Here is a 23,627-nt window from a genome sequence, read left to right as displayed (position 1 = left end):
AGTTGGCTTACCTGAAAATCTTAAAACCGTCACCAGCGGTTCGCTGGCAAACGCTCGTGCGAAGGTGGCCACAGACCACACAGCCCGGGCCGGAACATGACTCCACCAGTGAAATGCGTATCAGGTTTTTAGGAGCGCTGTAATGCCTGAGATCTATCACTTCTTCCAACAGCTGGTTAATGGGATGACCATTGGCAGCACCTATGCCCTTATAGCCATTGGCTACACAATGGTTTACGGCATTATTGGAATGATTAACTTCGCCCATGGCGAGGTCTACATGATCGGTTCCTACGTGGCCTTCATCGTCCTTGCCGGACTGGCCATGCTGGGTATCCATTCTCTGCCGTTGTTGATGACCGCCGCTTTCCTGGCGACCATCGTAGTGACCAGTGCCTACGGCTACAGTATCGAACGGATCGCCTACCGCCCTCTGCGGGGCAGTAACCGTCTGATCCCGCTGATCTCCGCCATCGGCATGTCGATCTTCCTGCAGAACTCCGTACTGCTCTCGCAGGACTCCAAGGACAAATCGATCCCCAACCTGATTCCGGGCAGCTTCAGTTTCGGTCCAGGCGGCGCACAGGAAGTGCTGATCTCCTACATGCAGATCCTGGTGTTCGTGGTGACCCTGGTGGTGATGCTCTGTCTCACCCAGTTCATCTCGCGTTCACGTCTGGGACGCGCCTGTCGGGCCTGTGCCGAAGACATCAAGATGGCCAACCTGTTGGGCATCAACACCAACAACATCATCGCCCTGACCTTCGTCATCGGTGCCGCCCTGGCGGCCGTGGCGGCAGTACTGCTGAGCATGCAGTACGGCGTGATCAACCCTAACGCCGGATTCCTGGTAGGCCTCAAAGCCTTTACCGCGGCGGTGCTGGGTGGCATCGGCAGCATTCCGGGCGCCATGCTCGGTGGTCTGGTGCTGGGGGTAGCCGAAGCATTCGGCGCCGATATATTCGGTGACCAGTACAAGGACGTGGTGGCTTTCGGCCTTCTGGTCCTGGTGCTGTTATTCCGGCCAACCGGCCTGCTGGGTCGTCCGGAGGTTGAGAAAGTATGACTAGGAATCTTAAACAGGCGCTGTTCAGCGCCCTGCTGGTATGGGCCGTGGCCTATCCGGTACTCGGCCTGAAGCTGTCCATCGCCGGGATCAACCTCGAAGTGGAAGGCGCCAGCACCTCCACGCTGATCATCATCGCCACCTGCTCTGTGCTGATGTTCCTGCGTGTGCTGTTCGACCGCGAATACTCGGCGGCCATGCGCTCCGTGCCCAAGGGCAAACTGATCCCGGCCAGCGCGAGCCACTTCCTGACCCTGCCGACCACCCAGCGCTGGATCATCATGGCGTTGATCGTCGTGGCACTGGTGTGGCCGTTCTTCGGTTCACGCGGTGCAGTGGACATCGCCACGCTGATCCTGATCTATGTGCTGCTCGGCCTGGGTCTGAACATCGTGGTCGGTCTGGCCGGCCTGCTCGACCTCGGTTACGTCGGCTTCTACGCCGTGGGCGCCTACAGCTATGCGCTGCTGTCGCACTACTACGGGCTGAGCTTCTGGATCTGCCTGCCGATCGCCGGCCTGATGGCGGCCACTTTCGGCTTCCTGCTCGGTTTCCCGGTGCTGCGCTTGCGCGGTGACTATCTGGCGATCGTGACCCTGGGCTTCGGTGAGATCATCCGTCTGTTCCTGCGCAACCTGACGGGCCTCACCGGTGGACCGAACGGCATCAGCAACATTCCCAAACCGTCGCTGTTCGGCCTGACCTTCGAAAGAACGGCCGCCGAAGGCATGCAGACCTTCCACGAGTTCTTCGGCCTGACGTACAACCCGGTCAGCAAGGTGGTTTTCCTCTACCTGGTGGCGCTGTTGCTGGCACTGTTCGCGCTGTTCGTGATCAACCGCCTGCTGCGCATGCCGATCGGCCGTGCCTGGGAAGCCTTGCGCGAAGACGAAATCGCTTGCCGTGCCCTGGGCCTGAACCCGACCGTGATCAAGCTGTCGGCCTTCACCCTGGGTGCCTGCTTCGCCGGTTTCGCCGGTAGCTTCTTCGCCGCGCGTCAAGGGCTGGTCACACCGGAGTCGTTCACCTTCATCGAGTCGGCCACCATCCTCGCCATCGTGGTGTTGGGTGGCATGGGCTCGCAGTTGGGCGTGGTTCTCGCGGCTGTCGTGATGATCCTGTTGCCCGAACTGATGCGTGACTTCAGCGAATACCGCATGTTGATGTTCGGCGCCTTGATGGTGCTGATGATGATCTGGCGTCCTCAAGGTCTGCTGCCCATGCAACGTCCTCATATGGAGCTGCGTAAATGAGCAGAGAGATCCTGAAAGTAGATGGCCTGAGCATGCGCTTCGGCGGCCTGTTGGCGGTCAATGGCGTAGCCTTGAGCGTCAAAGAGAAACAAGTGGTCTCGATGATCGGCCCCAACGGCGCCGGCAAGACCACTGTATTCAACTGCCTGACCGGGTTCTACAAACCCACCGCCGGCACTATCCAGCTCAACGGTGAAGCGATCGAAGGCCTGCCCGGCCACAAGATCGCCGGCAAAGGCGTGGTGCGGACTTTCCAGAACGTGCGGCTGTTCAAGGACATGACCGCCGTAGAAAACCTGCTGATTGCTCAGCACCGGCACCTGAACACCAACTTCCTGGCAGGCCTGTTCAAGACTCCGTCGTTCCGCAGAAGCGAACGCGAGGCCATGGAATACGCCGAGTTCTGGCTCGACAAGGTCAACCTCAAGGAGTTCGCCAACCGCCCGGCCGGCACCCTGGCCTATGGTCAGCAGCGCCGCCTGGAAATCGCTCGCTGCATGATGACCCGCCCAAGCATCCTCATGCTCGACGAACCGGCCGCCGGCCTCAACCCGCGGGAAACCGAGGACCTCAAGGCGCTGATCGGCACGCTGCGTGAAGAGCATAATGTGACGGTGCTGTTGATCGAGCACGACATGAAACTGGTCATGAGCATTTCCGACCATATCTTCGTGATCAACCAGGGCACGCCGTTGGCCAACGGCACGCCGGAGCAGATCCGCGACAATCCTGAAGTGATCAAAGCCTACCTGGGGGAAGCGTAAATGCTGCAGTTCGAAAACGTTTCCACCTTCTACGGCAAGATCCAGGCGCTGCACAGCGTCAACGTCGAAGTCCGCCAGGGCGAGATCGTGACCCTGATCGGCGCCAACGGTGCCGGCAAGTCGACCCTGCTGATGACCCTCTGCGGTTCGCCGCAAGCCCACAGCGGCAGCATCCGCTACATGGGCGAAGAGCTCGTCGGCCAGGACTCGTCGCAGATCATGCGTAAAAGCATCGCCGTGGTTCCGGAAGGCCGTCGGGTGTTTGCCCGCCTGACCGTAGAAGAAAACCTCGCCATGGGCGGGTTCTTCACCGACAAGGGCGATTATCAGGAACAGATGGACAAGGTTCTGGGACTTTTCCCACGCCTGAAAGAACGCTTTGCCCAACGCGGCGGCACCATGTCCGGCGGCGAACAGCAAATGCTCGCCATCGGCCGCGCGCTGATGAGCAAGCCCAAGCTGTTGCTGCTCGACGAGCCATCGCTGGGCCTGGCACCGATCATCATCCAGCAGATCTTCGACATCATCGAACAACTGCGCAAGGACGGTGTGACGGTGTTCCTGGTGGAGCAGAACGCCAACCAGGCCCTGAAAATCGCCGACCGTGCCTACGTGCTGGAAAACGGCCGGGTGGTGATGAGCGGGACCGGTGAAGCGCTGTTGACCGACCCGAAAGTGCGCGAAGCGTACCTCGGCGGTTAAGCCCTTGCGGTAAACAAAAAACGGCCTTCGGGCCGTTTTTTTGTGCCTGGCACAAACCTCACAACAATAAAGATCACACAGGAGATTCGTGGTGTTTTGAGGATTCCTGAAAAAAAATCTCTGTCAGCTGTAACACCCCGCGTTGTCGTTTCTCTAGAGCGGTAAGCAAGCACAAACGCTTGCCAAACCAAGCTCAATTTCGGAGAAACATCATGACTGCTACCACCCGCACCCTGTCCGCCACCGCCCTGGTTCTGGCCCTTGGTTCTGCCCTGAGCATCGCCGCTGTCTCCACGGCCCATGCCGCTGACGCCAACATGGAAAAATGCTTCGGCGTGGCCATGAAAGGTCATAACGATTGCGCCGCAGGCGCCGGCACCACTTGCGCCGGCACCGCCAAAATGGATCACCAGGCCAATGCCTGGAAACTCGTCCCGAAAGGCACCTGCATGACCACCGAGAGCAAGACTTCGCCAACCGGTTTCGGCCAGTTGGAAGCCTACAAAGCCAAGTCCTAATCAGCACCCAGCCTGAGCGTCGACCATGAACAACTTATTCTCCGGGCTCCCGCCCCGCTCCGGGCTGGGGCTCAAGACCGAGCACTTTCGTGAAGTGCTCGGTACACAACCGGACATCGGCTTCTTCGAAGTCCACGCCGAAAACTACATGGTGGCCGGCGGCCCGTTTCATCATTTTCTGGGGTTGATCCGCGAGCGGTATCCGCTGTCGCTGCACGGTGTTGGCCTGTCCATCGGTGCCGAAGGTCCGCTGGATGGTCAGCACCTGCAAAGGCTGGCCGCGCTGATCGAGCGCTATCAACCCCACTCCTTTTCCGAACACCTGGCCTGGTCCAGCCATGGCCCGGTGTTTCTCAATGACCTGCTGCCTCTGGCCTACGATGCGCCGACGCTGAACCGCGTCTGCCAGCACATCGATCAGGTACAGAACACCCTCAAACGCCCGATGCTGCTGGAAAACCCGGCGACATACCTGGCGTTCCAGAACTCGACAATCGATGAAGCCGACTTCATCGGTGAAGTCATTCACCGCACCGGCTGCGGCCTGTTGCTGGACGTCAACAACGTTTACGTTTCCTGCATCAATCACCAAAAAGATCCGCTGGCCTACATCGACGCCCTGCCGCTGCACGCGGTGGGAGAGATTCATCTGGCGGGGTTTGCCGAAGACACCGACAGCCTTGGTGACCGACTGCTGATCGACGATCACGGCGCGCCCGTCGATAACGCGGTGTGGGCGCTGTACTCGCAGGTGCTGGAGCGGGTCGGCCCGATCGCCACGTTGATCGAACGCGACAACCGGTTACCGGCCTTCAGCGTGTTGCACGCCGAAGCCCGTCATGCCGATGAGTTACTGCACCGCGCGGGGAGCCGGCCATGAGCACTCAAGCCACTTTTTCCGCCGCCCTGCTCGATCCGCAACGGCCCTGCCCCGAGGGCGTGTTCAGTGCCAACGGCGCCGATCCGGCCAGCCGTTTCGCGGTGTATCGCAACAATGTGCAGAGCTCGCTGATCAACGCCTTGGCCGACAGTTATCCGGTGGTTATGCAGTTGGTCGGTGATGAGTTTTTCCGGGCGATGGCAGGGTTGTATGTGCACAGTTGCCCACCGCAAAGCCCGCTCATCAACGACTACGGCAAGGACTTCGCCGAGTTCATCGACAATTTTGAACCGGCAGCCAGCGTGCCTTATCTGGCCGATGTGGCGCGGCTGGAGCGCTTGCGCGTTCAGGCCTATCACGCCGCTGATGCGCAGCCTTTGGGCCATGAGCAAATCGCCGCCGTGCTGTCGGCCCCACAGGCACTGAGCGAGCTGACGCTTGGGCTTCATCCCTCCCTCGATCTGCTGACTTCAGCCTTCGCCGTGGTCGCCATCTGGGCGGCGCATCAACAGGACGCGACGCTGGCCGGGATCGACCTCGGCCACGGGCAAAACGCGCTGGTGCTGCGTAACGAACTGGAGGTTGAGGTCTTCGCCATCGACCACGGCGCCAGCACCTTCATTCAGAGCCTGCGACTCGGCCAGCCCCTGAGCCAAGCGCTGGAAAACGCGCCGGCCTTCGATCTCAGCCAAACCCTGGCGCTGCTGATCAGCCACAACGCCATCACTCATTTACACCACAACCAGGTATCGCCATGAACACAAACCCCATTACCCGCGCCATCACGCTGCTGGAAAAAATCCCCCACAGCCTGATCGCCTTTATCGCGCGTTTTTCCATTGCCGCGGTGTTCTGGAAGTCCGGGCAAACCAAGGTGGAAGGCCTGGCCATCGACTTGATCGACGGCACCTTTGAACTCGGCGTGCCAAGGCTGGCGGACTCGACCATTCCGTTATTCCAGAGCGAATATCACCTGCCGTTGCTCTCCCCGGAACTGGCGGCGCACCTGGCGGCCTTCGCCGAGCATTTCTTTCCGATACTGATCCTGATTGGCTTCGCCACGCGCTTTTCGGCCCTGGCGCTGCTGGGTATGACCCTGACCATTCAACTGTTCGTGTACCCCGATGCGTATCCGACCCACGGCACCTGGGCGGCGGTGTTGCTGTACTTGATGGCGACTGGACCTGGCAAGTTGTCGATCGATCACCTGATTGCCCGGCGTTACGCCCGCTGATACCAACCTCAGAACTCCCATAAAGGTTGTGTGGTGAGACGTTATCGTTGAAGCCGATCCAACGCCTCACCACTGCGCTTGAACCAACCGATCAAATAGTCCGCCAGCACTTGGGTACGCTTCGGCAACCCGCCCTGATACGGATGCACCAGATACATCGGCATGCTGCGGGTTTGATAACCACGCAGGAGCCAGCGTAAACGTCCATCAGCCAATTCCTCTTGCAACAGATACGACGGCAAACGCGCAATGCCCGCACCGGTCAGTGCAGCTTTCTTCAAGAGGTTGTAATGGTTGCTGGCGAACGGACCCGACACTCGCACCCGCGTTAATTCGTGCTGTTGGTGATAGAGCCATTCTTCGCGACCGCTGTAATGGCTGTTGAGCAGGCAGCGGTGTTCGGCCAAGGCCTGGGGCGTCAGCGGCTCACCGAATCGCTCAAGATACGCGGGGCTGGCACAGGTCATTTCGTGCCAGGCCAGCAGCGGTCGGGCGACCAGGCGTTCGTCGTTGGCCACCTCCGAGCGGATCGCCAAATCGAAACCGTCCCGGGACAAGTCGCGATAGTGGTTGTTGAGCTCCAGCTCGATCTGCACCTCGGGGTACTGCCGGGAAAATTCCAGCAGTGCGCCGTCAAAGAACGTTTCCCCCAACGAAACCGGCACCGTCATCCGCACAGGGCCGGCCATGTCGTCTTTCAGCCGCGCCAACGCCTGACGCGCACGCTCCACTTGCACCACCAGCGCCTGGGCTTGCGGCAACAACGCCGCACCCGCCGCCGTCAGGCTCAAGCGGCGAGTGGTGCGTTGCAGCAACACCACGCCAAAGCGTGTTTCCAGCAGGCTGATGCGCTTGGAGAGTTGCCCCTTGCTGCAACCCAGTTGCTGGGCGGCCAGGGTGAAACTGCCCGCGTCGATCAATACCGCGAACGCTGCCAGGTCGTCCATTTCGCTCATGGATTGTTTCCATTTGAAAACCAAAGGTTGCCCATTAGCACGCTTATTTATAAAAAAAACCACACTAGACTTAACTTTAAATCCAACCCACTTGAGGAACTGCACGATGAAAATTCTGTTGATTGGCGCCTCCGGCACCGTCGGTTCGGCCATTGACCATGAACTGTCCCAGCGCCACAAAATCGTCCGTATCGGCCGTAAAAGCGGTGATTTCCAGGTCGACATCAGTGACAGCGCCTCGATCCGCAAACTGTTCGAACAGACCGGCAACTTCGATGCACTGATCTGCGCCGCCGGCAGTGTCAACTTCGTGCCGCTGGCCACCATGACCGCACAAGACTTCGAACTCGGCTTGCGGGACAAGCTGATGGGCCAGGTCAACCTGCTGCTGATCGGCCGGGAATTCGCCAATGACGGTGCGTCTTTCACCTTCACCACCGGCATCCTCAGCCACGATCCGATTCGTACCGGCAGCTCCGCGTCCCTGGTCAACGGCGCCCTGGACGCCTTTGTCCGCGCGGCGGCGATCGAACTGCCACGCGGTCTGCGCATCAACTCGGTCAGCCCGAACGTGCTGGTCGAAGCCATGGGGAGCTATGCGCCGTACTTCCGTGGTTTCAAACCGGTTCCCGCCGCCGAGGTGGCGCTGGCCTACGCCAAAAGCGTGGAAGGCCTGCAGACCGGCCAGACCTATCGCGTCGGCTAAACCACCCCCCGTAGAGGCAACCGAGAACATCGCAGGGTTGTGATGAACGGTCAGGCTGAGTAACGTGGCGGCACTTGTCAGGAGACTCAAAGATGCGTGTTGCCCGTTCCTTAGTGCTTGTTGCCCTGCTTCCGTTGTTCGCTGCTTGCCAGTTGCTCGATGGCCCACGGCAAAGTGCTTCCCATGTGGGCCAGGCCCGAATGCAGGGCCAATTGACGGCGGCCGACGGCAAGCTGCTGTTCCAGCCGTGTAATGAACAGCGCAGTTTTGTAGTCAATGACACCGGCGGCACCAGCATCCTGCAAGAGGCCGCGACCCTCGCCGATGATCAAGGCAAGCTGTTCGCCGACGTGCGCGGCCGGATCGTTGCCAGTGGCGCCGACAGCCAGCTCGACCTCACTCAGTTGTACCGCGTCGAACGCTCGGGCACCGCATGCGACGATCCCAACTTTAAACAGCTGATCCTGCGCGCCGCCGGCCACGGCCCCGAGTGGAACGTCAAAGTCAGCAGCAAGGGCATGATCATCGAGCGCGCTGGTCAGCCGCCCCTGGCCCTGCCGTACGTTGAAGAACAGCTGGGCGATGGCCGCTTCAACCTCAGCACCGAAGCCAATAATCAGCGCATCGAGCTCTGGGTCGCGCCGCAACGTTGCGTCGACAGCAGCACCGGCAGCGTGCAGCACATGAGCGCCGAACTGCGTATCGATGGCCAGGTGCAACGCGGCTGCGGGTATTTTGGCGGATCGCGTAACGACTGATCGTTTTAGCCTCACGGGAATCATCCTTTGAGGCTTATAATCGCGGGCTTCAAACGCCTTGGCGCAGTTGTGCGCCCCGCGAACCGGATCCCGCCATGTTACGAATCACCGAACTCAAGTTGCCGATCGACCATCCCGATGAAGACCTGCGCCCTGCCATCGTGCAGCGCCTGGGCATCGCCAGTGATGACCTGCTCGACTTCACCTTGTTCAAGCGCAGCTACGATGCGCGCAAAAAGTCCTCCGAACTGTGTTTCATCTACACCATCGACCTCAATGTTCGCGATGAGGCGGCGGTGCTGCGCACGTTCGCCGATGACCGTAACGTCAACGTGGCGCCGGATGTCAGCTACAAAGTGGTCGGCCAGGCGCCGGCCGACCTGAGCCAGCGTCCGATCGTGGTCGGCTTCGGCCCGTGCGGGATCTTCGCCGGCCTGGTGCTGGCGCAGATGGGCTTCAAGCCGATCATCCTCGAACGCGGCACCGAAGTGCGCCAGCGCACCAAAGACACCTGGGGCCTGTGGCGTAAAAGTGTGCTCAACCCCGAATCCAACGTGCAATTCGGTGAAGGCGGCGCGGGAACGTTCTCCGACGGCAAACTCTACAGCCAGATCAAGGACCCGAAATTCCTCGGTCGCAAGGTGCTGCACGAGTTCGTCAAGGCCGGCGCGCCAGAAGAAATCCTCTATGTCAGCAAGCCGCACATCGGGACGTTCCGTCTGACCGGTGTGGTGGAAAACATGCGTGAGCAGATTCGCGCCCTGGGCGGCGAAGTACGCTTCCAGCAGCGGGTGACCGATGTGCTGATCGACGACGGCCAACTGGTGGGCGTCGAACTCCATGGCGGTGAACAGATCCATTCGAAACACGTGATTCTGGCCCTCGGCCACAGCGCCCGGGACACCTTCCGCATGTTGCACGGCCGTGGCGTGTACATGGAAGCCAAGCCGTTCTCGGTGGGTTTCCGCATCGAACACCCGCAGTCGCTGATCGACCGCGCGCGCCTTGGCAAATACGCCGGCCACCCGAAACTCGGCGCTGCCGACTACAAACTGGTGCACCACGCCAAGAATGGCCGCTCGGTCTACAGCTTCTGCATGTGCCCGGGCGGCACCGTAGTGGCGGCGACCTCCGAGCCGAACCGCGTGGTCACCAACGGCATGAGCCAGTACTCGCGTAACGAACGTAACGCCAACTCCGGGATCGTCGTCGGCATCACCCCGGAAGTCGATTATCCGGGCGGCCCACTGGCCGGCATCGAATTGCAGGAACGCCTGGAATCCCACGCTTTTGTGCTGGGTGGCAGCAACTACGAAGCACCGGCGCAACTGGTCGGCGACTTCATTGCCGGCAAGCCGTCCACCGAATTGGGCAGCGTCGAGCCGTCCTACAAACCGGGCGTTGCCTTGGGTGACTTGGCCCTGGCCCTGCCGGCGTTCGCCATCGAAGCGATTCGCGAAGCCTTGCCGGCATTCGAGAAGCAGATTCGTGGTTACTCGCTGCACGACGCCGTGTTGACCGGGATCGAGACGCGCACCTCATCGCCGCTGCGCATTACCCGTAACGAGTCGATGCAGAGCCTGAACGTGAAGGGTTTGTTCCCGGCGGGTGAAGGCGCGGGTTATGCGGGCGGGATTCTGTCGGCGGGTGTAGACGGGATTCGGATTGCTGAAGCGGTTGCCCGGGATATCCTTGGCCTAGAAGCCTGACCCAGATGATCGTTCCCACGCTCCGCGTGGGAACGATCAAATCATCGGGTCAAATATTTGCGCGCAACACGCTGGTCGGCAGCGGCTCTCCGCGCTCAACGCTGGCCGCCACGGCATCCATCAGACCACTCAACTCATACCCTTGGGCCTTGAGCCAGGCCTGATCGTAATAGGTGTCGGCATAGCGCTCGCCACCATCGCACAAAATCGCCACAATCGACCCCGACTCCCCCGCCGTCGCCATCTGCTGGGCCGCCATCAAGGCGCCGATCAGGTTGGTCCCGCTCGAACCGCCAACCCGTCGCCCCAAACGTTGCGCCAGGTAATGCATGGCTGCCAGTGACAAGGCGTCCGGCACCTTGACCATTGCATCGATGACCTTAGGCAGGAACGACGCCTCGACACGCGGCCGGCCAATGCCTTCAATCCGTGACCCGTGATCGAGGCGCAGGCTGGCGTCGCCGGTCTTGTAGTAATCGAAAAACACCGAACGCTCGGCATCGGCGCACAGCACACGGGTGCAATGCTGGCGATAGCGCACGTAACGGCCCAGCGTCGCGGTGGTGCCGCCGGTGCCAGGGCTGGAGATCAGCCAGCTGGGTTCCGGGTGCTGCTCGAAGCGCATCTGATGGAAGATCGATTCGGCGATGTTGTTGTTCGCTCGCCAGTCGGTGGCGCGTTCGGCGTAGGTGAACTGGTCGATGAAATGCCCGTCGTGTTCGTGAGCCAGGCGTTCGGACTCAGCGTAAATCTGCGTCGGATCGTCCACCAGATGGCTCTTGCCACCGTAGAAAGCAATTTGCGCGATCTTTTCCTTGGACGTGCTCGCGGGCATCACCGCAATGAACGGCAAACCCAGCAACCGGGCGAAGTACGCCTCGGAAATCGCCGTCGAACCGCTGGACGCTTCAATCACCGGCGCACCGGGTTTGAGCCAGCCGTTACACAGTGCATAGAGGAACAATGAGCGGGCCAACCGATGTTTCAGGCTGCCGGTGGGATGGCTCGACTCATCCTTGAAGTACAACTCGATGCCCGGCAACCCCGGCAGCGGCAAGGGGATCAGGTGGGTGTCGGCGCTGCGCTGGAAGTCGGCTTCGATGATCCGGATAGCTTCGCGGGCCCACTGTCGGTTGTCGCTCATGATGGTTTTCTCGTTGAATCAGGCAAGAGTCGGCCTTGTCGCAAGGCTCAGTCCACAAGCTTAGGAAAAAACCTACATCACGCACAGATACAGCTGGGGTTCAATACGTCCGGCAACTGCTAGGCTCAGGCCTTTGCTGACCGGACACGTTGTAACGGTATATAACAAAAAAGAATATAACTTTTGTTTTAACAACCAACGGTACGGGTTAGGGTGTGCCACCTTTTGAATTCATCGATGGAGAGCGACCTTGCCTCTGCGTAGCACGTTCACGCGTTTCTTTCAGTTGGAAGCTGCCAGCGGTCTGCTATTGATCGCCGCAGCTGTCCTGGCCCTGATCATCAACAACTCATCGCTGTCGTGGCTCTATAACGGCCTGCTGGACACCCCTGTGGTGGCTCAGATCGGCGCGCTGAAAATCGCCAAGCCATTGCTGCTGTGGATCAACGACGGCCTGATGGCCCTGTTCTTCCTGTTGATCGGCCTGGAAGTGAAGCGCGAAGTCCTCGACGGCCAACTGTCGAAACCGTCGCAGATCGTCCTGCCCGGCGCGGCCGCAATTGGCGGCATGGTGGTGCCGGCGCTGATCTACTGGTTCCTCAACCGCGATAACCCGTCCGCCCTGAGCGGGTGGGCCATCCCGACGGCTACCGACATTGCCTTCGCCCTTGGCGTGCTGGCCCTGCTGGGTAAACGCGTGCCAGTGTCGCTGAAACTGTTCCTGATGACCCTGGCGATCATCGACGACCTGGGCGCGATCATCATCATCGCGATCTTCTATTCCGGCGCACTGTCGACCCTGTCCCTGGCATTGGCCGCGGCCTGCATCGCAGCCTTGATCGGGATGAACCGACTGGGTGTGGTGAAACTCGGGCCGTACATGATCATCGGGCTGATCCTCTGGGTGTGTGTACTCAAGAGCGGCGTGCACGCCACACTGGCCGGTGTGACCCTGGCCTTCTGCATTCCACTGCGCACGAAAAACGCCGAGCCTTCGCCGCTGCTGACCCTGGAACATGCCCTGCATCCGTGGGTGGCCTACGGCATCCTGCCGCTGTTCGCCTTCGCCAACGCTGGCTTGTCCCTGAGCGGCGTGACCGTCGAAAGCTTCACCCACCATGTGCCGATGGGCATTGCCGTCGGCCTGCTGCTGGGCAAGACGGTCGGTGTTTTCGGCCTGACCTGGCTGGCGGTAAAAATCGGCATCGCCGCCCTGCCCCAAGGCGCCAACTGGGGCCAGATTTTGGGGGTGGCGATCCTTTGCGGCATCGGCTTCACCATGAGCCTGTTCGTCGGTTCCCTGGCCTTCGTGCCGGGCGCCAGTGAATATGCCGGGATGGACCGCATGGGGATTCTGACCGGCTCGATCCTGGCGGCATTGATCGGTTATGCGGTGACGGCGGCGGCAAGTCGCAAGAGCGCTGCACTGCAATCCTGAGTGATAGAGAACACTCTTAGCGACATTGAGGACTCGTCCTACAGCCATGATTAGCCACGTTCGATAACGTCGCGCAGCCCCCTCTTTGAGGGTTGCCGATGGACGCGCGAAAGGACAATCAGTGGCTGGCAACAAGGACATCCCACGGGTGCAAAACCCACCGTCGGGCGACGGGCATCACGTCACCCACCGATTCATGACGGCCACCGAATTGGCCGAGCGTGATGCCAGACAAGACGCCTACGACGCCATGCTCGCGAGGCAGCAAGCCTTCGAAGACAGCCTTCAAGTCGCAGCGAAAAAGGACAACGTTGCCCGCGCGGGATGCGTATTCGCCAAGTCCTGCAAGCTGCCGGACGCCATCATCGATTACTCCAATCCCTCAGGGATGGTGCCCACCGACAGCCTGAAGGATTACGGCGAACTGATCCTGCTCGGTGCCCGCGAGGCTGATGAAACCGGTGTCGTGCCGCTGAAGAAAATCAGTGGCACCGCCATCCCTGCGGGTTTCGGCAGCTTCGCCCTGGGTGGCTCAGCGTTCGCCGCATTACCCGCCGTCGCCGTCAGCACCGCTGCGGCCACCTTGGCCGGGCTGGTGGCCCTGGTCATACCGTCAAGCCTTGGCGACAGCTCTCTCTACACCGAAGAACAACTGCGATCCCTCAAACAGGCCCGTACTCGTGTGCGTCTGCGGGTCGAGCAACAGGCTGATGGCAGTCTCAAGGGATACGGTTTCTATACCGGTAAAAACCGTGACTGGGAGATGGTCGATGTCGTGCAATTCACTTTGCGCGGCAGTCAGCAAGTGGCTGATCTCGGGGACGGCGTTGAGCTGATCTGGACGCCGGCCGAGGACGGCTCAAGCACCCTCGGCATCCCCGCTTTGGAAGCTGCGCCACAAGCGCCGCACGTCTGGGTTTACCCGCCGACTAAGGCGGCTGACAGCATCATTGTGAATCCGGTTTATCCACCTGAGTACAAGGATTTCATTCTTGTGTTTCCGGCGGACTCGGGGTTAAAGCCGTTATACGTAGTGGTGGCAAGGCCTATCAGTGGTGACCGCAGTTATCATCCTCCACCAAAGGTTCTGCCGGCATTCCCCGATGCTATTCGTGTTCAGACTAAGGGAAATCGAAAACGCTGGGAAAGCAAGAAGCGCATTTATGAGTGGGATTATCAGCATGGCGCCGTCGAAGTGTACAACTGGGCAGGGGATCACTTAGGAGAGTTTGATGCAAAAACGGGCGAACAGACTGGCAAAGCAAAACCTGAGAGACGGACATCAACAAAATAACGATGAGGACCAAGAATGATATTTATTGAAATCTCCGGTTTCTTCGACGAGCCGAACCCGGACGATTCATTGCAATATGAAAAGGATGTACCGCAGGCCTTAGAGGGAGCGGTGCTTAATGTCATGGGCTGGTCAACCTTGTGGGATATACCCATGGGCGAGCACAAATTATCCCCCACTCAAGCCAACACGATTATGGAACTGGTTGGTGACTCTTTCAGAGACGACTTGGTGTACTACATGGGACTTTGCCAAGACTAACGATATTGAATCTGGCATAACCGAAAACAGCAGACACAAAAAACCCCGACCAGTCACCTGATCGGGGTTTCTTTCATCCTACATCCCCGCTTAGTGCGAAACGCGGCTGGTCCCACCCACAGTGGAAATCCGCACACGCTCACCCACACGGAACACTTCGTTTGGCTGAACTTCCTGCACGTAAGCGCGCATGCTGCCATCATCTTCGCGTACGGTGATTTCGACGCCTTGAGTGCGGGTCAGGCCTTCCTCGGCAGCCGAGCCCACCAGACCACCCGCTACAGCGCCGATGACCGCTGCAACGATGCTGCCGCGACCGCCGCCGACGGCGCTACCGCCGACACCACCCACGACTGCGCCCGCAGCGCTGCCGATCGGGGTCTTGGTGCCTTCGATTTTCACCGGACGCAGGGATTCGATGGTGCCCATGCGAATCGTCTGCACGCGACGCGCTTCGTCACGGGAGTAGGAGTCACCGGTCAGGCTCGATTGGCAACCGGAGAGCAACATCGCCATCGTGGAAAAGGAAGCAACCAGCAAAACAGACTTACGCATAGCATCAAACTCCATAGGACAGGTATCCATTAAAACCCGCAGCTTGACGCCTGTCACGGCATCGCCCGGATAAAATTGGTTTCATTCAGGCCTGGTACAGGCACTTCTCGAACTCACCACAGTAGCGTCAAATTACAAAATCTGCGCCGCTGACCCAAGGATTATCATGGATTACTTCATCATTGTCGTCACGACCGTCGCCGGTTTGTATTTCCACTGGTGGCTGTACGTGCGAATCAGACGCTGGGTGGACCGCGATCTGGCGTTGTCACTGGCGGGTAAAGATCAAGAGAAAAGAGCCTTCATGCTCCAGCAACTGGCGAACGCTCAAGCGCAGAAGATCAAGCGCCGGGACCTGCCGCAGTGGCTTGAGGCCGCTGCGGCAGGGTATTCCGATCGATAGACCGTTTACGGGGCCAGGCGTTCGCGAACCCAATCGGCGCCCTGCAAGCGGTAGTTGAGGCGATCGTGCAGACGGCTCGGACGGCCCTGCCAGAATTCGATGCGCTCGGGTAGCAAGCGATAACCGCCCCAGTGCTCGGGGCAGTGCGGCTGGGTATCGCTGAAACGTTGCTCGGTGTCTTTGAGCAGCGTTTCCAGTTCGCCGCGATCGGCGATCACCCGGCTCTGGGGCGATGCCCAGGCACCGAGACGACTGCCCAGGGGGCGAACCTGATAGTAGGCGTCGGACTCTTCAGGCGTAACCTTCACCACCCGACCCTCGATGCGCACCTGGCGCTCCAGGGCCGGCCAGAAGAACGTCATGGCTGCAAATGGATTGGCTGCCAATTGCTGGCCTTTATCGCTTTCGTAGTTGGTGAAGAAGGTGAAGCCCTGCTCGTCCAGGCCCTTGAGCAGCAGAATGCGGCAATGTGGCCGCCCGTCCTGATCGACGGTGGCCAACGTCATGGCATTCGCCTCCACCGGCGCCTGCTCGGTTTTCACCGCATCGGCAAACCACTGATGGAACAGCGCGAACGGCTCGGCCGGGGCTTGCGCCTCGGTCAGGCCATCTCGGGTGTAGTCGCGACGCATATCTGCCAAGGGCCGGGTCATGGCGCATTCCTTTTGGTTAACGAATCACTGCTTTGTGGCATCGGTGGCGGTGGCGCTCTTCGAATCGGCAGCAGCTTTGGCCGGCGCGGTCTTTTTCGCGGGTGCCTTTTTGGCTGGAGCCTTGGTGGCCGCTTTCTTGGCCGGTGCCTTTTTCTTCGCCGGGGCAGCCGCTTTTTTCGCAGCAGGTGCCGGGGTCACAGGAGTGGCCGCTGGCTTGACGTCTTGCGCGACGACCTTGGTCAGCGGCGCCGGCGCCGGCATGTTGTACTTGCTCAACAACGCGACCATGGTGTTTGCCGGCGTCACCAGCAACTCGACACGACGGTTCAAGGCACGACCTTCAGCACTGTCGTTGGCGGCACGCGGTGCCTCACCACCCATGCCGCGCAGCATCAGGCGATCACGCTGCAGACCGCTGAGACGGAAGATCGCCGCCACTGCCTGGGCGCGCTCCTGGCTCAGTTTCACGTTGGCCGGTGCGGAACCCGACGTATCGCTGTGGCCGAGTACCAGCACGGCAGTCTTTGGGTCGGCTTCGAGGATTTTCGCGACATGGGTGAATGGGCCGAGGGTCACCGGCAGCAGCATGGCCGGGCGGTCAGGGTTGAACGAGCCGTCTACCGGCGCCGTGACGACCAGCACGTTTTCACGGCGTTCGAGTTGCAGGTTGCTGCCCTTGATCGCTTCGCGCAGGCGCGGTTCGTAGTCGTCGAGCCAGGCCTGGGTGACTTTCGGGTCAGGCATCGGCACGACTTTGGCGGTGCTCTGCTCCTTGCCGCCGAACGGCCACCACCATTTGCCACCGGCATCGGCTTCAGCTTTGGTGACGGGTGCCGTGGCAGCAGGTTTCAGGGGCGCCGGGGCCGGGGCGGGTTCTTTAGTCGCGACCTTGTCGGAAGAACCGAATGGCCACCAACTGCTGCCACCTGCGGCATCATTTTGTGGGGTTTGTGCACAACCGGTGATAGCGAAGCACAGGGCCAGGGCGAGAGTTTTATTGGACGACATTGGGTATCCACAAAATGAGGTAATGAAAAGTCAGCCGGGGTGCCCCCGGCTAAACAGACGCTTTGAAACCACAAAGGCTTTCGGGTTCCAGCCCTGGCCCCCTTAAGCGTGATTTACAGACAAGTGGCCAGTACTCGCACAAGCTTTTGGGCTCGTGGATCCATCAAGACGTACGGCCCAAGGGTATTTGTCACAAAACCGAAGGCCACATCATGTTCCGGATCAGCAAAACCGATGGAGCCGCCAGCACCCGGGTGACCGAACGCCCGTGGGCCGAGGCCGTAGGTGGCGTTGGGTACGTCCGGTTGATCGAGCATGCAACCCAGACCGAAGCGGGTCCGGGTCAATAAAGTCTTGTCTTCGCCAACGCTGTGTTCGCGGGTCAGCTCGTCGAGCATTTCGCTTTCCAGCAGGCTGCCATCGAGCAGTCCAGCGTAGAAACCGGCCAGGCTGCGGGCATTGCCGTGGCCATTGGCCGCCGGCTGCTGCATGCGCCGCCATTCCGGTTTGTTGGTGCTGGTCATGATCGACGGCGGGTTGGTGAAGGCCCGAGTGGTCATGGCCGTCGGTTCACGCATGGTCACTTGCAGCAAGCGCTGGGCCGCAGCATCGCCGAGGTTGCCCTTGCTACGGGCGATGTGCGCCACGCGATGGAACTCTGAATCGGCCAGGCCGACGTGAAAATCCAGCCCCAAGGGCTTGGCAACCCGCGCCACAATGGACTCGCCCGGCCCACGACCGTCGGCGCGACGCAGCAATTCGCCGACCAGCCAGCCATAGGTGATTGCCGCATAACCGTGACCTTGGCCCGGCGTCCACCAGGGTGCTTCGGCGGCCAAAGCATTGACCATGGTCTGCCAGTCGTAAAGTGCCTCAGGGGGCAGCAACTCGCGCAAGGCCGGCAGACCCGCCTGATGGCAGAGCAAGTGGCGCAGCGTCACGGATTCTTTACCGGCGGCGGCAAATTCGGGCCAGTAGCGGGCGATCGGGGCATCGAGTTGCAGCTTGCCTTCAGCCACCAATTGCAGCGCCGTCACGGCGGTGAAAGTTTTGGTGCAGGAGAACAGGTTGGCGATGGTGTCGCTGTGCCAGGCCTCATGGCCGTCCTTGTCGGCGGTACCGGCCCAAAGGTCGAGGACGGTTTCACCACCGATCCGGATGCACAACGCCGCGCCACGTTCCTGAGGATCGTCGAACAGCGCTGCAAACGCCTCACGCACCGCTTCGAACTTAAGCTCGTAATGACCCTGAATCTGCACCCGCAACTCTCCCGGATAAACGCTCTACAAAGTGGTCCGCATTGTTCCAGCCCTTGAGGGATTTGGGAACAGGATCGGGTCGGATGGTCGCCCGGTTATGGAAATGCCACAGACATCAACGATGCAATCCCCGTGGCGAGGGGGCTTGCCCCCGTTCGACTGCGAAGCGGTCGCAAAAACCTGTATTCGCGGTGCATCTGTAAGCATGGGGGCCGCTTCGCGGCCCAACGGGGGCAAGCCCCCTCGCCACAGGTCTATCAGGAATCAATGGCCATTGCCCGAATGCCCACCCGCATGGCCAGCGCCCTTGCCCGGGCCTTTGCCTGCCTCGCCTTTCCTGCCGCCCTCGACATCATGACTGGCTTTATCCGCTTCAGCGCGGGCCTTCTCAGCCTCTTTGCCGAGTTGATCGATAATCTGCCCGTTGCTTTTACGCACACTGTCGACAAAGCCCTGGAACGGCAAATCGGTAATGCCCACCAGACCGAAGTGCCCATTCTCGCCATCCAGCAGACGACCGGTCACCGGTTGATCGAGGTACTGGAACCAGTGCACTCCGACAATCGACGGCTCACTCATCGCCTGTTTGAGGAAGTGGGCGTAAGCCGTGCCGCGGTCTTCTTCCTTCGCCAGTTGTGTCACGCCGCCCCAGAACGGGCCGCGATCTGCCGAGCCGAAGTTGAATTCGGTGATCAGCACCGGTTTGTCCAGACTGCGCAGTTTGGCGAAGTCGTAACCGTCCTGGGGTTGCAGGGTGTACATGTTGAAGCTCAACACGTCGCAGTATTGTGCACAGGACTCGACTGCCTCCGGGGAACTGACGGCAAAGCGACCACCCAGCAACAACTGGTTCGGCGCGTGCCATTTGAGCGAATCGGAAACGGTCTTGAAGTAGGTGTCGGCGAAGACCTTCTGGAAGTATTTGAAGTCGGCTTCGATTTCCGGGTGTTCGGCGCTCGGCTCCGGTGGCACGAAGCCTGGGTCTTCCATCAATTCCCAGGCCGGCAGATCAATGCCCCAGGCTTTCGACAACCCCGCCTGGTTGCGGTACTTGTCGCGCAGTTGCTTGAGGAAGGCGCGTTTGGCCGGCACGTCGGTGGTCATTTTCAAGGTGCCGTAGGCCAGCGCATAGCGGGCCTTCGGGTCATCGCCGGGACCGGCCCAGGCCAGCTCGTTGTCGGCGAAGTAACCGATCAGCCACGGATCGTCGCGATGGTCGCGGGCGGCGATGGCCACGGCGCGTTCGGTAGCCATGGCGAAACGCGGATCGAACGGATCGGGCATGCCGCCCCACCAATCGGTGCCGGTGCTGATGCTGGCGTAATCGCCGACGATCGACAGCGGCAAGGTGTACGGCACACGGTCAGCGTTGCCCAACACCGGTGCGCTCCAATTGCCGATCGTGTTGAAACCCCAAGCCTGCAGACGGTCGAGGGTGTGACTGGCCCAGCGTTGTTCGTCGACAGTTACTTTGCAGGGTTCGGCAGCCGCCTTTTCGACCGACGCTTCAACAGCCCCGGTCTTGGCCGCTTCGGCAACACCGGCTCCGGACTCGGTAGGCGCAGGAGCGGCTGACTGTTCGGCGGCCTTGTCAGCCGTCGCCTCCACCGCATCGGCCTTGGCCGCTTCGGCGACACCAGCCTTGGTTTCGCTGCCCGGTGCGCAAGGGTCGCCATACAGACGCTGCAGGTTGGCGCCATAGAAATCGTACCAACGACCGGCGTTGTAGGCTCGGCCCTGGTCGACACCGTTGCCGCCACGGTTGTCGCCTTCGCCATAGTGGCTGGCCAGGGGTTCGTCGGGTTTGGGCAGGGACTCGAACATCCACTCGCGCCCGGCAACGTAGGTCTGATTGATGCTCGGGGTCACGGTGTTGACGCCGAGGGAATAGAACGGATGGCCTTCCGGGGTCACCAGATACCAGCGACCGTCACGCTTTTCGGTGCGGAAAAAGCCGCTGGCCTTGAACACCGGACCTTTGTTCAAGCCGCCGAACTTGTCCAAAGGCGCCTTCTCGCGCTCCGCCAGCCAGGTTTTCAGCTGTTGCTGTTCTTTGGCGGCGGCGGATTTCAGTTGCTCGTCGCTGCTGATCTTCTCCGGCCATTTGGCCCGGGTCGATTGACCGTAAGCGTCCACCAGACCGCCATAAGCAGCTTTGGTGGCAGCCTCGCCGTCCTGCACGCCGAAGCGCTCGAGCAGGATGCTTTGGGCGACTTTCGGCTGATCCATCGACAAGGTCACCGACACCACCTGGCTGCGATCCAGCTCACCGGTGCTGCTGGCCAGCAATACACGCTGCCCCTCGACGTTGATCGGCATCGGCGGGCCGGCTTTCATGCCTTGGCTCAGCGGCGAACCAGGCTGCAGTGGTACCAACAAGGTTTGCGCCGGGCCGGCCGGCAGGTCGACACGGCTGACCAGAGTCTTGCCGTCGTTGCTCTGGATTTTCACGTACAGGGTCACGGCCCAGTTCATCGCGCTCTGGATTCGCAGGCTCATGACGCCAGACTGCGACCAGTCCCAGGCACCGGTCTGCGGCGTCAGGCGCAAGGTCGGCTGGGCAGCCGGGTTGAAGGTCACGCGACGCAACACTTCGCCTTCGGCCGTTTGCTCCGCGTTGGATTGCGGCAGGCTGGCGTCCTGGGTCGCCACCTGAACCACGTCGGCGGGACGCACAAAGTTGAACAGCGTCTGCTGGCCGGCGGGGGCCGCCAGCAAAGGGGCTGCGAACATCAAGGCAAAAACGGCGGGCAACGAACGGCGAATCATAAGAACGTGGTTCTCCCTAACGACCATCAATGGGCCAGTGGAAAGGCAGTGGCAGTGAGGTAGACAACGCGGTGGGCAAATTTGCCCACCGGCGCATCAGGAAATTTCACGACGAAATGGCGGCAACGCATTGAGAATAGCTTTGCCGTAGCGCTGCGTGACCAAACGACGGTCAAGCAAGGTGATGGTGCCGCGGTCTTCTTCGGTTCGCAGCAGGCGACCGCAGGCCTGGACCAGTTTCAGCGAGGCGTCCGGCACGGAGATTTCCATGAAAGGATTGCCGCCGCGAGCCTCGATCCACTCAGCCAGCGCGGCTTCGACCGGATCGTCGGGCACCGAGAACGGGATCTTGGCGATCACCACGTGCTCGCAGTAGGCACCGGGCAAATCCACGCCTTCGGCAAAACTCGCCAGGCCGAACAGCACGCTGGAATCCCCGCCATCGACCCGCGCCTTGTGCTTGTTCAGGGTTTCCTGCTTCGACAGGTTGCCTTGGATGAACACTTGCTTGCGCCAGTCGCGATCCAGCCCGTCGAACACGTCCTGCATCTGTTTGCGCGAGGAGAACAGCACCAGAGTGCCACGGGAGCCCTCGACCAGTTCCGGCAAGTCGCGAATGATCGCCGCCGTATGAGCTGGTGCATCGCGCGGGTCGGCTTTCAGGTCCGGCACCCGCAATACGCCGGCGTCAGCATGATGGAACGGGCTCGGGACCACGGCGGTCACGGCGGTTTTCGGCAGGCCGGCGCGCATGCGGAAACGGTCGAAGGTGCCTAGAGCGGTCAGGGTCGCCGAGGTCACCAGCGCCCCGTAAGCCACGTTCCACAGGTTGCGCCGCAGCATGTCCGCCGCGAGGATCGGGCTGGCATTGACCTCGATGTCGAACAGCGAACCGCTTTCGGCCAGCGTCAGCCAACGGGCCATGGGCGGGTTGTCTTCCGGGTCTTCGACGGTGAAGGCGGTCCACAACTCCCAGTTGCCCGAAGAACGCGACAGCAGGCTACCGAACAGCGGATACCACTCTTCGGCCTGGTTGCTGGCGATGCCGATGTTGACCTCGCCGTCCATGCCTTCCTTGAGCAGTTCGGTGAGCCGGGTGAACAGGTCGGTCAGCCGGGCAAAGCCCTTTTTCAGCTCGATGCCCATTTCACGCATGTGTTCGGGAATCACCCCGCCGACGAAACGGTGACGCGGCCGCTCGCGGCCTTCGACGTCTTCGCCGGGTTTGAAGTCGGCGACCTGCTCACAGGCACTGAACATGAACTGCTGTTGGGTCTTGATCTCCCGCGCCAGCTCCGGCACCTGCTCGATCAACTTGCCCAGATCGCCCGGCAACGGGTGCTGGGCCAGCAATTTGGTGAGGTTCTTGGCGGTGGTTTCCAGCCAGTCGGCGGTGGAGCGCAGGCGTGTGTAATGGGCGAAGTGGCCGATGGCCTTGTCCGGCAGGTGATGGCCTTCGTCGAACACGTAGATCGTGTCGCGCGGGTCCGGCAGAACCGCGCCGCCGCCCAAGGCCAGGTCGGCCAGGACCATGTCGTGGTTGGTGACGATCACGTCGACCTTGCCCATGCCTTCGCGGGCCTTGTAGAAGGCGCACTGGCCGAAGTTGGGGCAATGGCGGTTGGTGCACTGGCTGTGATCGGTGGTCAGGCGCGCCCAGTCGGCGTCTTCGAGCGCGGTGGACCAACTGTCGCGATCACCGTCCCACTTATTGCCGGCAAGTTTCTCGATCATGCTGGTGAACAGCTTCTGACTGGCCTCATCGACCTCGATCTTGAAGCCTTCTTCTTCGAACAGCTGCGCGGTAGCGGTTTGCGCGTGACCTTCCTGGAGCAACATGTCGAGCTTGGACAGGCACATGTAGCGCCCCCGGCCCTTGGCCAGGGCGAAGCTGAAATTCAGCCCGCTGTTGCGCATCAGGTCGGGCAAATCCTTGTAGACGATCTGCTCTTGCAGGGCCACGGTGGCCGTGGCGATCACCAGACGCTTGCCTGCGGCCTTGGCGGCGGGGATCGCCGCCAGGCTGTAGGCCACGGTTTTGCCGGTACCGGTGCCGGCTTCCACCGCGACAATCGCGGGGTCGCCACTGCGCCGGCCTTCGTCGTCGGTGTCGATGTCACCGAGGACCTTGGCGATTTCGGCGATCATCAGGCGCTGGCCGTAACGCGGCTTGAGGCTCTTGGCTTCAAGAAAACGCGAGTAGGCGCCCTGGATCGTGGTTTTGAGTTCAGTGCTGATCATTGATTGTCGGGCGCAAAAAACGCTGGATAAATTTTCAGTGGTTCGGATCGGCCGCT

General features: G+C 60.8%; 23 protein-coding genes. 15 read left to right on the top strand and 8 right to left on the bottom strand.

Annotated elements, in window-relative coordinates:
- Window positions 1–142: 142 nt before the first annotated feature.
- From livH to PSH69_RS06110, 8 genes are all read left to right on the top strand, one after another.
- A complete protein-coding gene (gene livH / locus PSH69_RS06145) occupies window positions 143–1,066 on the top strand; it encodes a high-affinity branched-chain amino acid ABC transporter permease LivH (RefSeq protein ID WP_018926893.1) in 924 nt (307 codons plus the stop codon).
- Entirely contained in the window at window positions 1,063–2,319 is a 1,257-nt protein-coding gene (locus PSH69_RS06140; protein ID WP_019580927.1) for a high-affinity branched-chain amino acid ABC transporter permease LivM, read from the top strand. Before livH ends, PSH69_RS06140 begins: the two co-directional genes overlap by 4 nt.
- Window positions 2,316–3,083, top strand: coding sequence for a high-affinity branched-chain amino acid ABC transporter ATP-binding protein LivG (gene livG, locus PSH69_RS06135; protein WP_305411391.1), 768 nt, complete (start codon window positions 2,316–2,318; stop codon window positions 3,081–3,083). The genes PSH69_RS06140 and livG overlap by 4 nt, the downstream gene beginning before the upstream one ends.
- A complete protein-coding gene (locus PSH69_RS06130) occupies window positions 3,084–3,785 on the top strand; it encodes an ABC transporter ATP-binding protein (RefSeq protein WP_018926896.1) in 702 nt (233 codons plus the stop codon).
- A 212-nt stretch (window positions 3,786–3,997) separates the two neighbouring features.
- A complete protein-coding gene (locus tag PSH69_RS06125) occupies window positions 3,998–4,303 on the top strand; it encodes a DUF2282 domain-containing protein (RefSeq protein WP_105348420.1) in 306 nt (101 codons plus the stop codon).
- A gap of 25 nt (window positions 4,304–4,328) precedes the next feature.
- Window positions 4,329–5,183 (top strand): DUF692 domain-containing protein, encoded by an 855-nt coding sequence (locus PSH69_RS06120; RefSeq protein WP_305411390.1) that lies wholly within the window; start codon window positions 4,329–4,331, stop codon window positions 5,181–5,183.
- Window positions 5,180–5,941, top strand: a complete 762-nt coding sequence (locus PSH69_RS06115) for a DUF2063 domain-containing protein (protein ID WP_305411389.1) — start codon at window positions 5,180–5,182, stop codon at window positions 5,939–5,941. Before PSH69_RS06120 ends, PSH69_RS06115 begins: the two co-directional genes overlap by 4 nt.
- Window positions 5,938–6,417: a DoxX family protein gene (locus tag PSH69_RS06110; RefSeq protein WP_111455058.1), complete on the top strand. Its 480-nt coding sequence runs from the start codon at window positions 5,938–5,940 to the stop codon at window positions 6,415–6,417. The genes PSH69_RS06115 and PSH69_RS06110 overlap by 4 nt, the downstream gene beginning before the upstream one ends.
- A 41-nt stretch (window positions 6,418–6,458) precedes the next feature.
- Here PSH69_RS06110 and PSH69_RS06105 read toward each other — a convergent pair whose 3' ends face one another.
- On the bottom strand, window positions 6,459–7,373 hold the full coding sequence (locus tag PSH69_RS06105) for a LysR family transcriptional regulator (protein WP_305411388.1): 915 nt from the start codon (window positions 7,371–7,373) through the stop codon (window positions 6,459–6,461).
- Window positions 7,374–7,479: 106 nt separating this feature from the next.
- Here PSH69_RS06105 and PSH69_RS06100 point away from each other — a divergent pair, with 106 nt between their 5' ends.
- From PSH69_RS06100 to PSH69_RS06090, 3 genes are all read left to right on the top strand, one after another.
- Window positions 7,480–8,079, top strand: a complete 600-nt coding sequence (locus PSH69_RS06100) for a short chain dehydrogenase (protein ID WP_018926904.1) — start codon at window positions 7,480–7,482, stop codon at window positions 8,077–8,079.
- 92 nt (window positions 8,080–8,171) lie between these two features.
- A complete protein-coding gene (locus PSH69_RS06095; RefSeq protein WP_305411387.1) occupies window positions 8,172–8,837 on the top strand; it encodes a COG3650 family protein in 666 nt (221 codons plus the stop codon).
- A gap of 95 nt (window positions 8,838–8,932) precedes the next feature.
- Window positions 8,933–10,546: an NAD(P)/FAD-dependent oxidoreductase gene (locus PSH69_RS06090; protein ID WP_305411385.1), complete on the top strand. Its 1,614-nt coding sequence runs from the start codon at window positions 8,933–8,935 to the stop codon at window positions 10,544–10,546.
- A 49-nt stretch (window positions 10,547–10,595) separates the two neighbouring features.
- Here the strand turns inward: PSH69_RS06090 and PSH69_RS06085 are convergent, their stop codons facing one another.
- Window positions 10,596–11,693, bottom strand: a complete 1,098-nt coding sequence (locus tag PSH69_RS06085) for a PLP-dependent cysteine synthase family protein (RefSeq protein WP_305412791.1) — start codon at window positions 11,691–11,693, stop codon at window positions 10,596–10,598.
- 247 nt (window positions 11,694–11,940) lie between these two features.
- Here PSH69_RS06085 and nhaA point away from each other — a divergent pair, with 247 nt between their 5' ends.
- The 3 genes from nhaA (at window position 11,941) to PSH69_RS06070 (ending at window position 14,683) form a co-directional block, all read left to right on the top strand.
- Window positions 11,941–13,128 (top strand): Na+/H+ antiporter NhaA, encoded by a 1,188-nt coding sequence (gene nhaA, locus PSH69_RS06080; protein ID WP_305411384.1) that lies wholly within the window; start codon window positions 11,941–11,943, stop codon window positions 13,126–13,128.
- A gap of 121 nt (window positions 13,129–13,249) precedes the next feature.
- On the top strand, window positions 13,250–14,422 hold the full coding sequence (locus PSH69_RS06075; RefSeq protein ID WP_305411383.1) for an S-type pyocin domain-containing protein: 1,173 nt from the start codon (window positions 13,250–13,252) through the stop codon (window positions 14,420–14,422).
- A gap of 15 nt (window positions 14,423–14,437) precedes the next feature.
- Window positions 14,438–14,683, top strand: a complete 246-nt coding sequence (locus tag PSH69_RS06070; RefSeq protein ID WP_305411382.1) for a pyocin S6 family toxin immunity protein — start codon at window positions 14,438–14,440, stop codon at window positions 14,681–14,683.
- A 90-nt stretch (window positions 14,684–14,773) separates the two neighbouring features.
- On the opposite strand, the gene PSH69_RS06065 is transcribed toward PSH69_RS06070, so the two are convergent.
- Window positions 14,774–15,238 (bottom strand): glycine zipper 2TM domain-containing protein, encoded by a 465-nt coding sequence (locus PSH69_RS06065; RefSeq protein WP_018926911.1) that lies wholly within the window; start codon window positions 15,236–15,238, stop codon window positions 14,774–14,776.
- A 166-nt stretch (window positions 15,239–15,404) separates the two neighbouring features.
- On the opposite strand from PSH69_RS06065, the gene PSH69_RS06060 reads away from it, so the two are divergent.
- On the top strand, window positions 15,405–15,641 hold the full coding sequence (locus tag PSH69_RS06060) for a hypothetical protein (protein WP_019647883.1): 237 nt from the start codon (window positions 15,405–15,407) through the stop codon (window positions 15,639–15,641).
- Between the two features lie 5 nt (window positions 15,642–15,646).
- On the opposite strand, the gene pdxH is transcribed toward PSH69_RS06060, so the two are convergent.
- The 5 genes from pdxH to dinG all read right to left on the bottom strand — a co-directional run bounded on the left by pdxH (window position 15,647) and on the right by dinG (window position 23,571).
- The gene (gene pdxH, locus PSH69_RS06055; RefSeq protein ID WP_305411381.1) at window positions 15,647–16,294 is read right to left on the bottom strand and encodes a pyridoxamine 5'-phosphate oxidase; all 648 of its coding nucleotides are present in this window, start codon (window positions 16,292–16,294) and stop codon (window positions 15,647–15,649) included.
- Between the two features lie 24 nt (window positions 16,295–16,318).
- Complete coding sequence (locus tag PSH69_RS06050; protein ID WP_305411380.1) at window positions 16,319–17,302, bottom strand: OmpA family protein; 984 nt, start codon at window positions 17,300–17,302, stop codon at window positions 16,319–16,321.
- 113 nt (window positions 17,303–17,415) lie between these two features.
- Entirely contained in the window at window positions 17,416–18,561 is a 1,146-nt protein-coding gene (locus tag PSH69_RS06045; protein ID WP_305411379.1) for a serine hydrolase domain-containing protein, read from the bottom strand.
- A gap of 264 nt (window positions 18,562–18,825) precedes the next feature.
- The gene (locus tag PSH69_RS06040; protein ID WP_305411377.1) at window positions 18,826–21,330 is read right to left on the bottom strand and encodes a beta-galactosidase; all 2,505 of its coding nucleotides are present in this window, start codon (window positions 21,328–21,330) and stop codon (window positions 18,826–18,828) included.
- Between the two features lie 96 nt (window positions 21,331–21,426).
- Window positions 21,427–23,571: an ATP-dependent DNA helicase DinG gene (gene dinG, locus PSH69_RS06035; RefSeq protein ID WP_305411376.1), complete on the bottom strand. Its 2,145-nt coding sequence runs from the start codon at window positions 23,569–23,571 to the stop codon at window positions 21,427–21,429.
- Between the last annotated feature and the right edge of the window lie 56 nt (window positions 23,572–23,627).

It is taken from the genome of Pseudomonas sp. FP1740 (assembly GCF_030687165.1).
Lineage (GTDB): Bacteria > Pseudomonadota > Gammaproteobacteria > Pseudomonadales > Pseudomonadaceae > Aquipseudomonas.
This window is presented reverse-complemented; position numbering and strand designations above follow the sequence as displayed.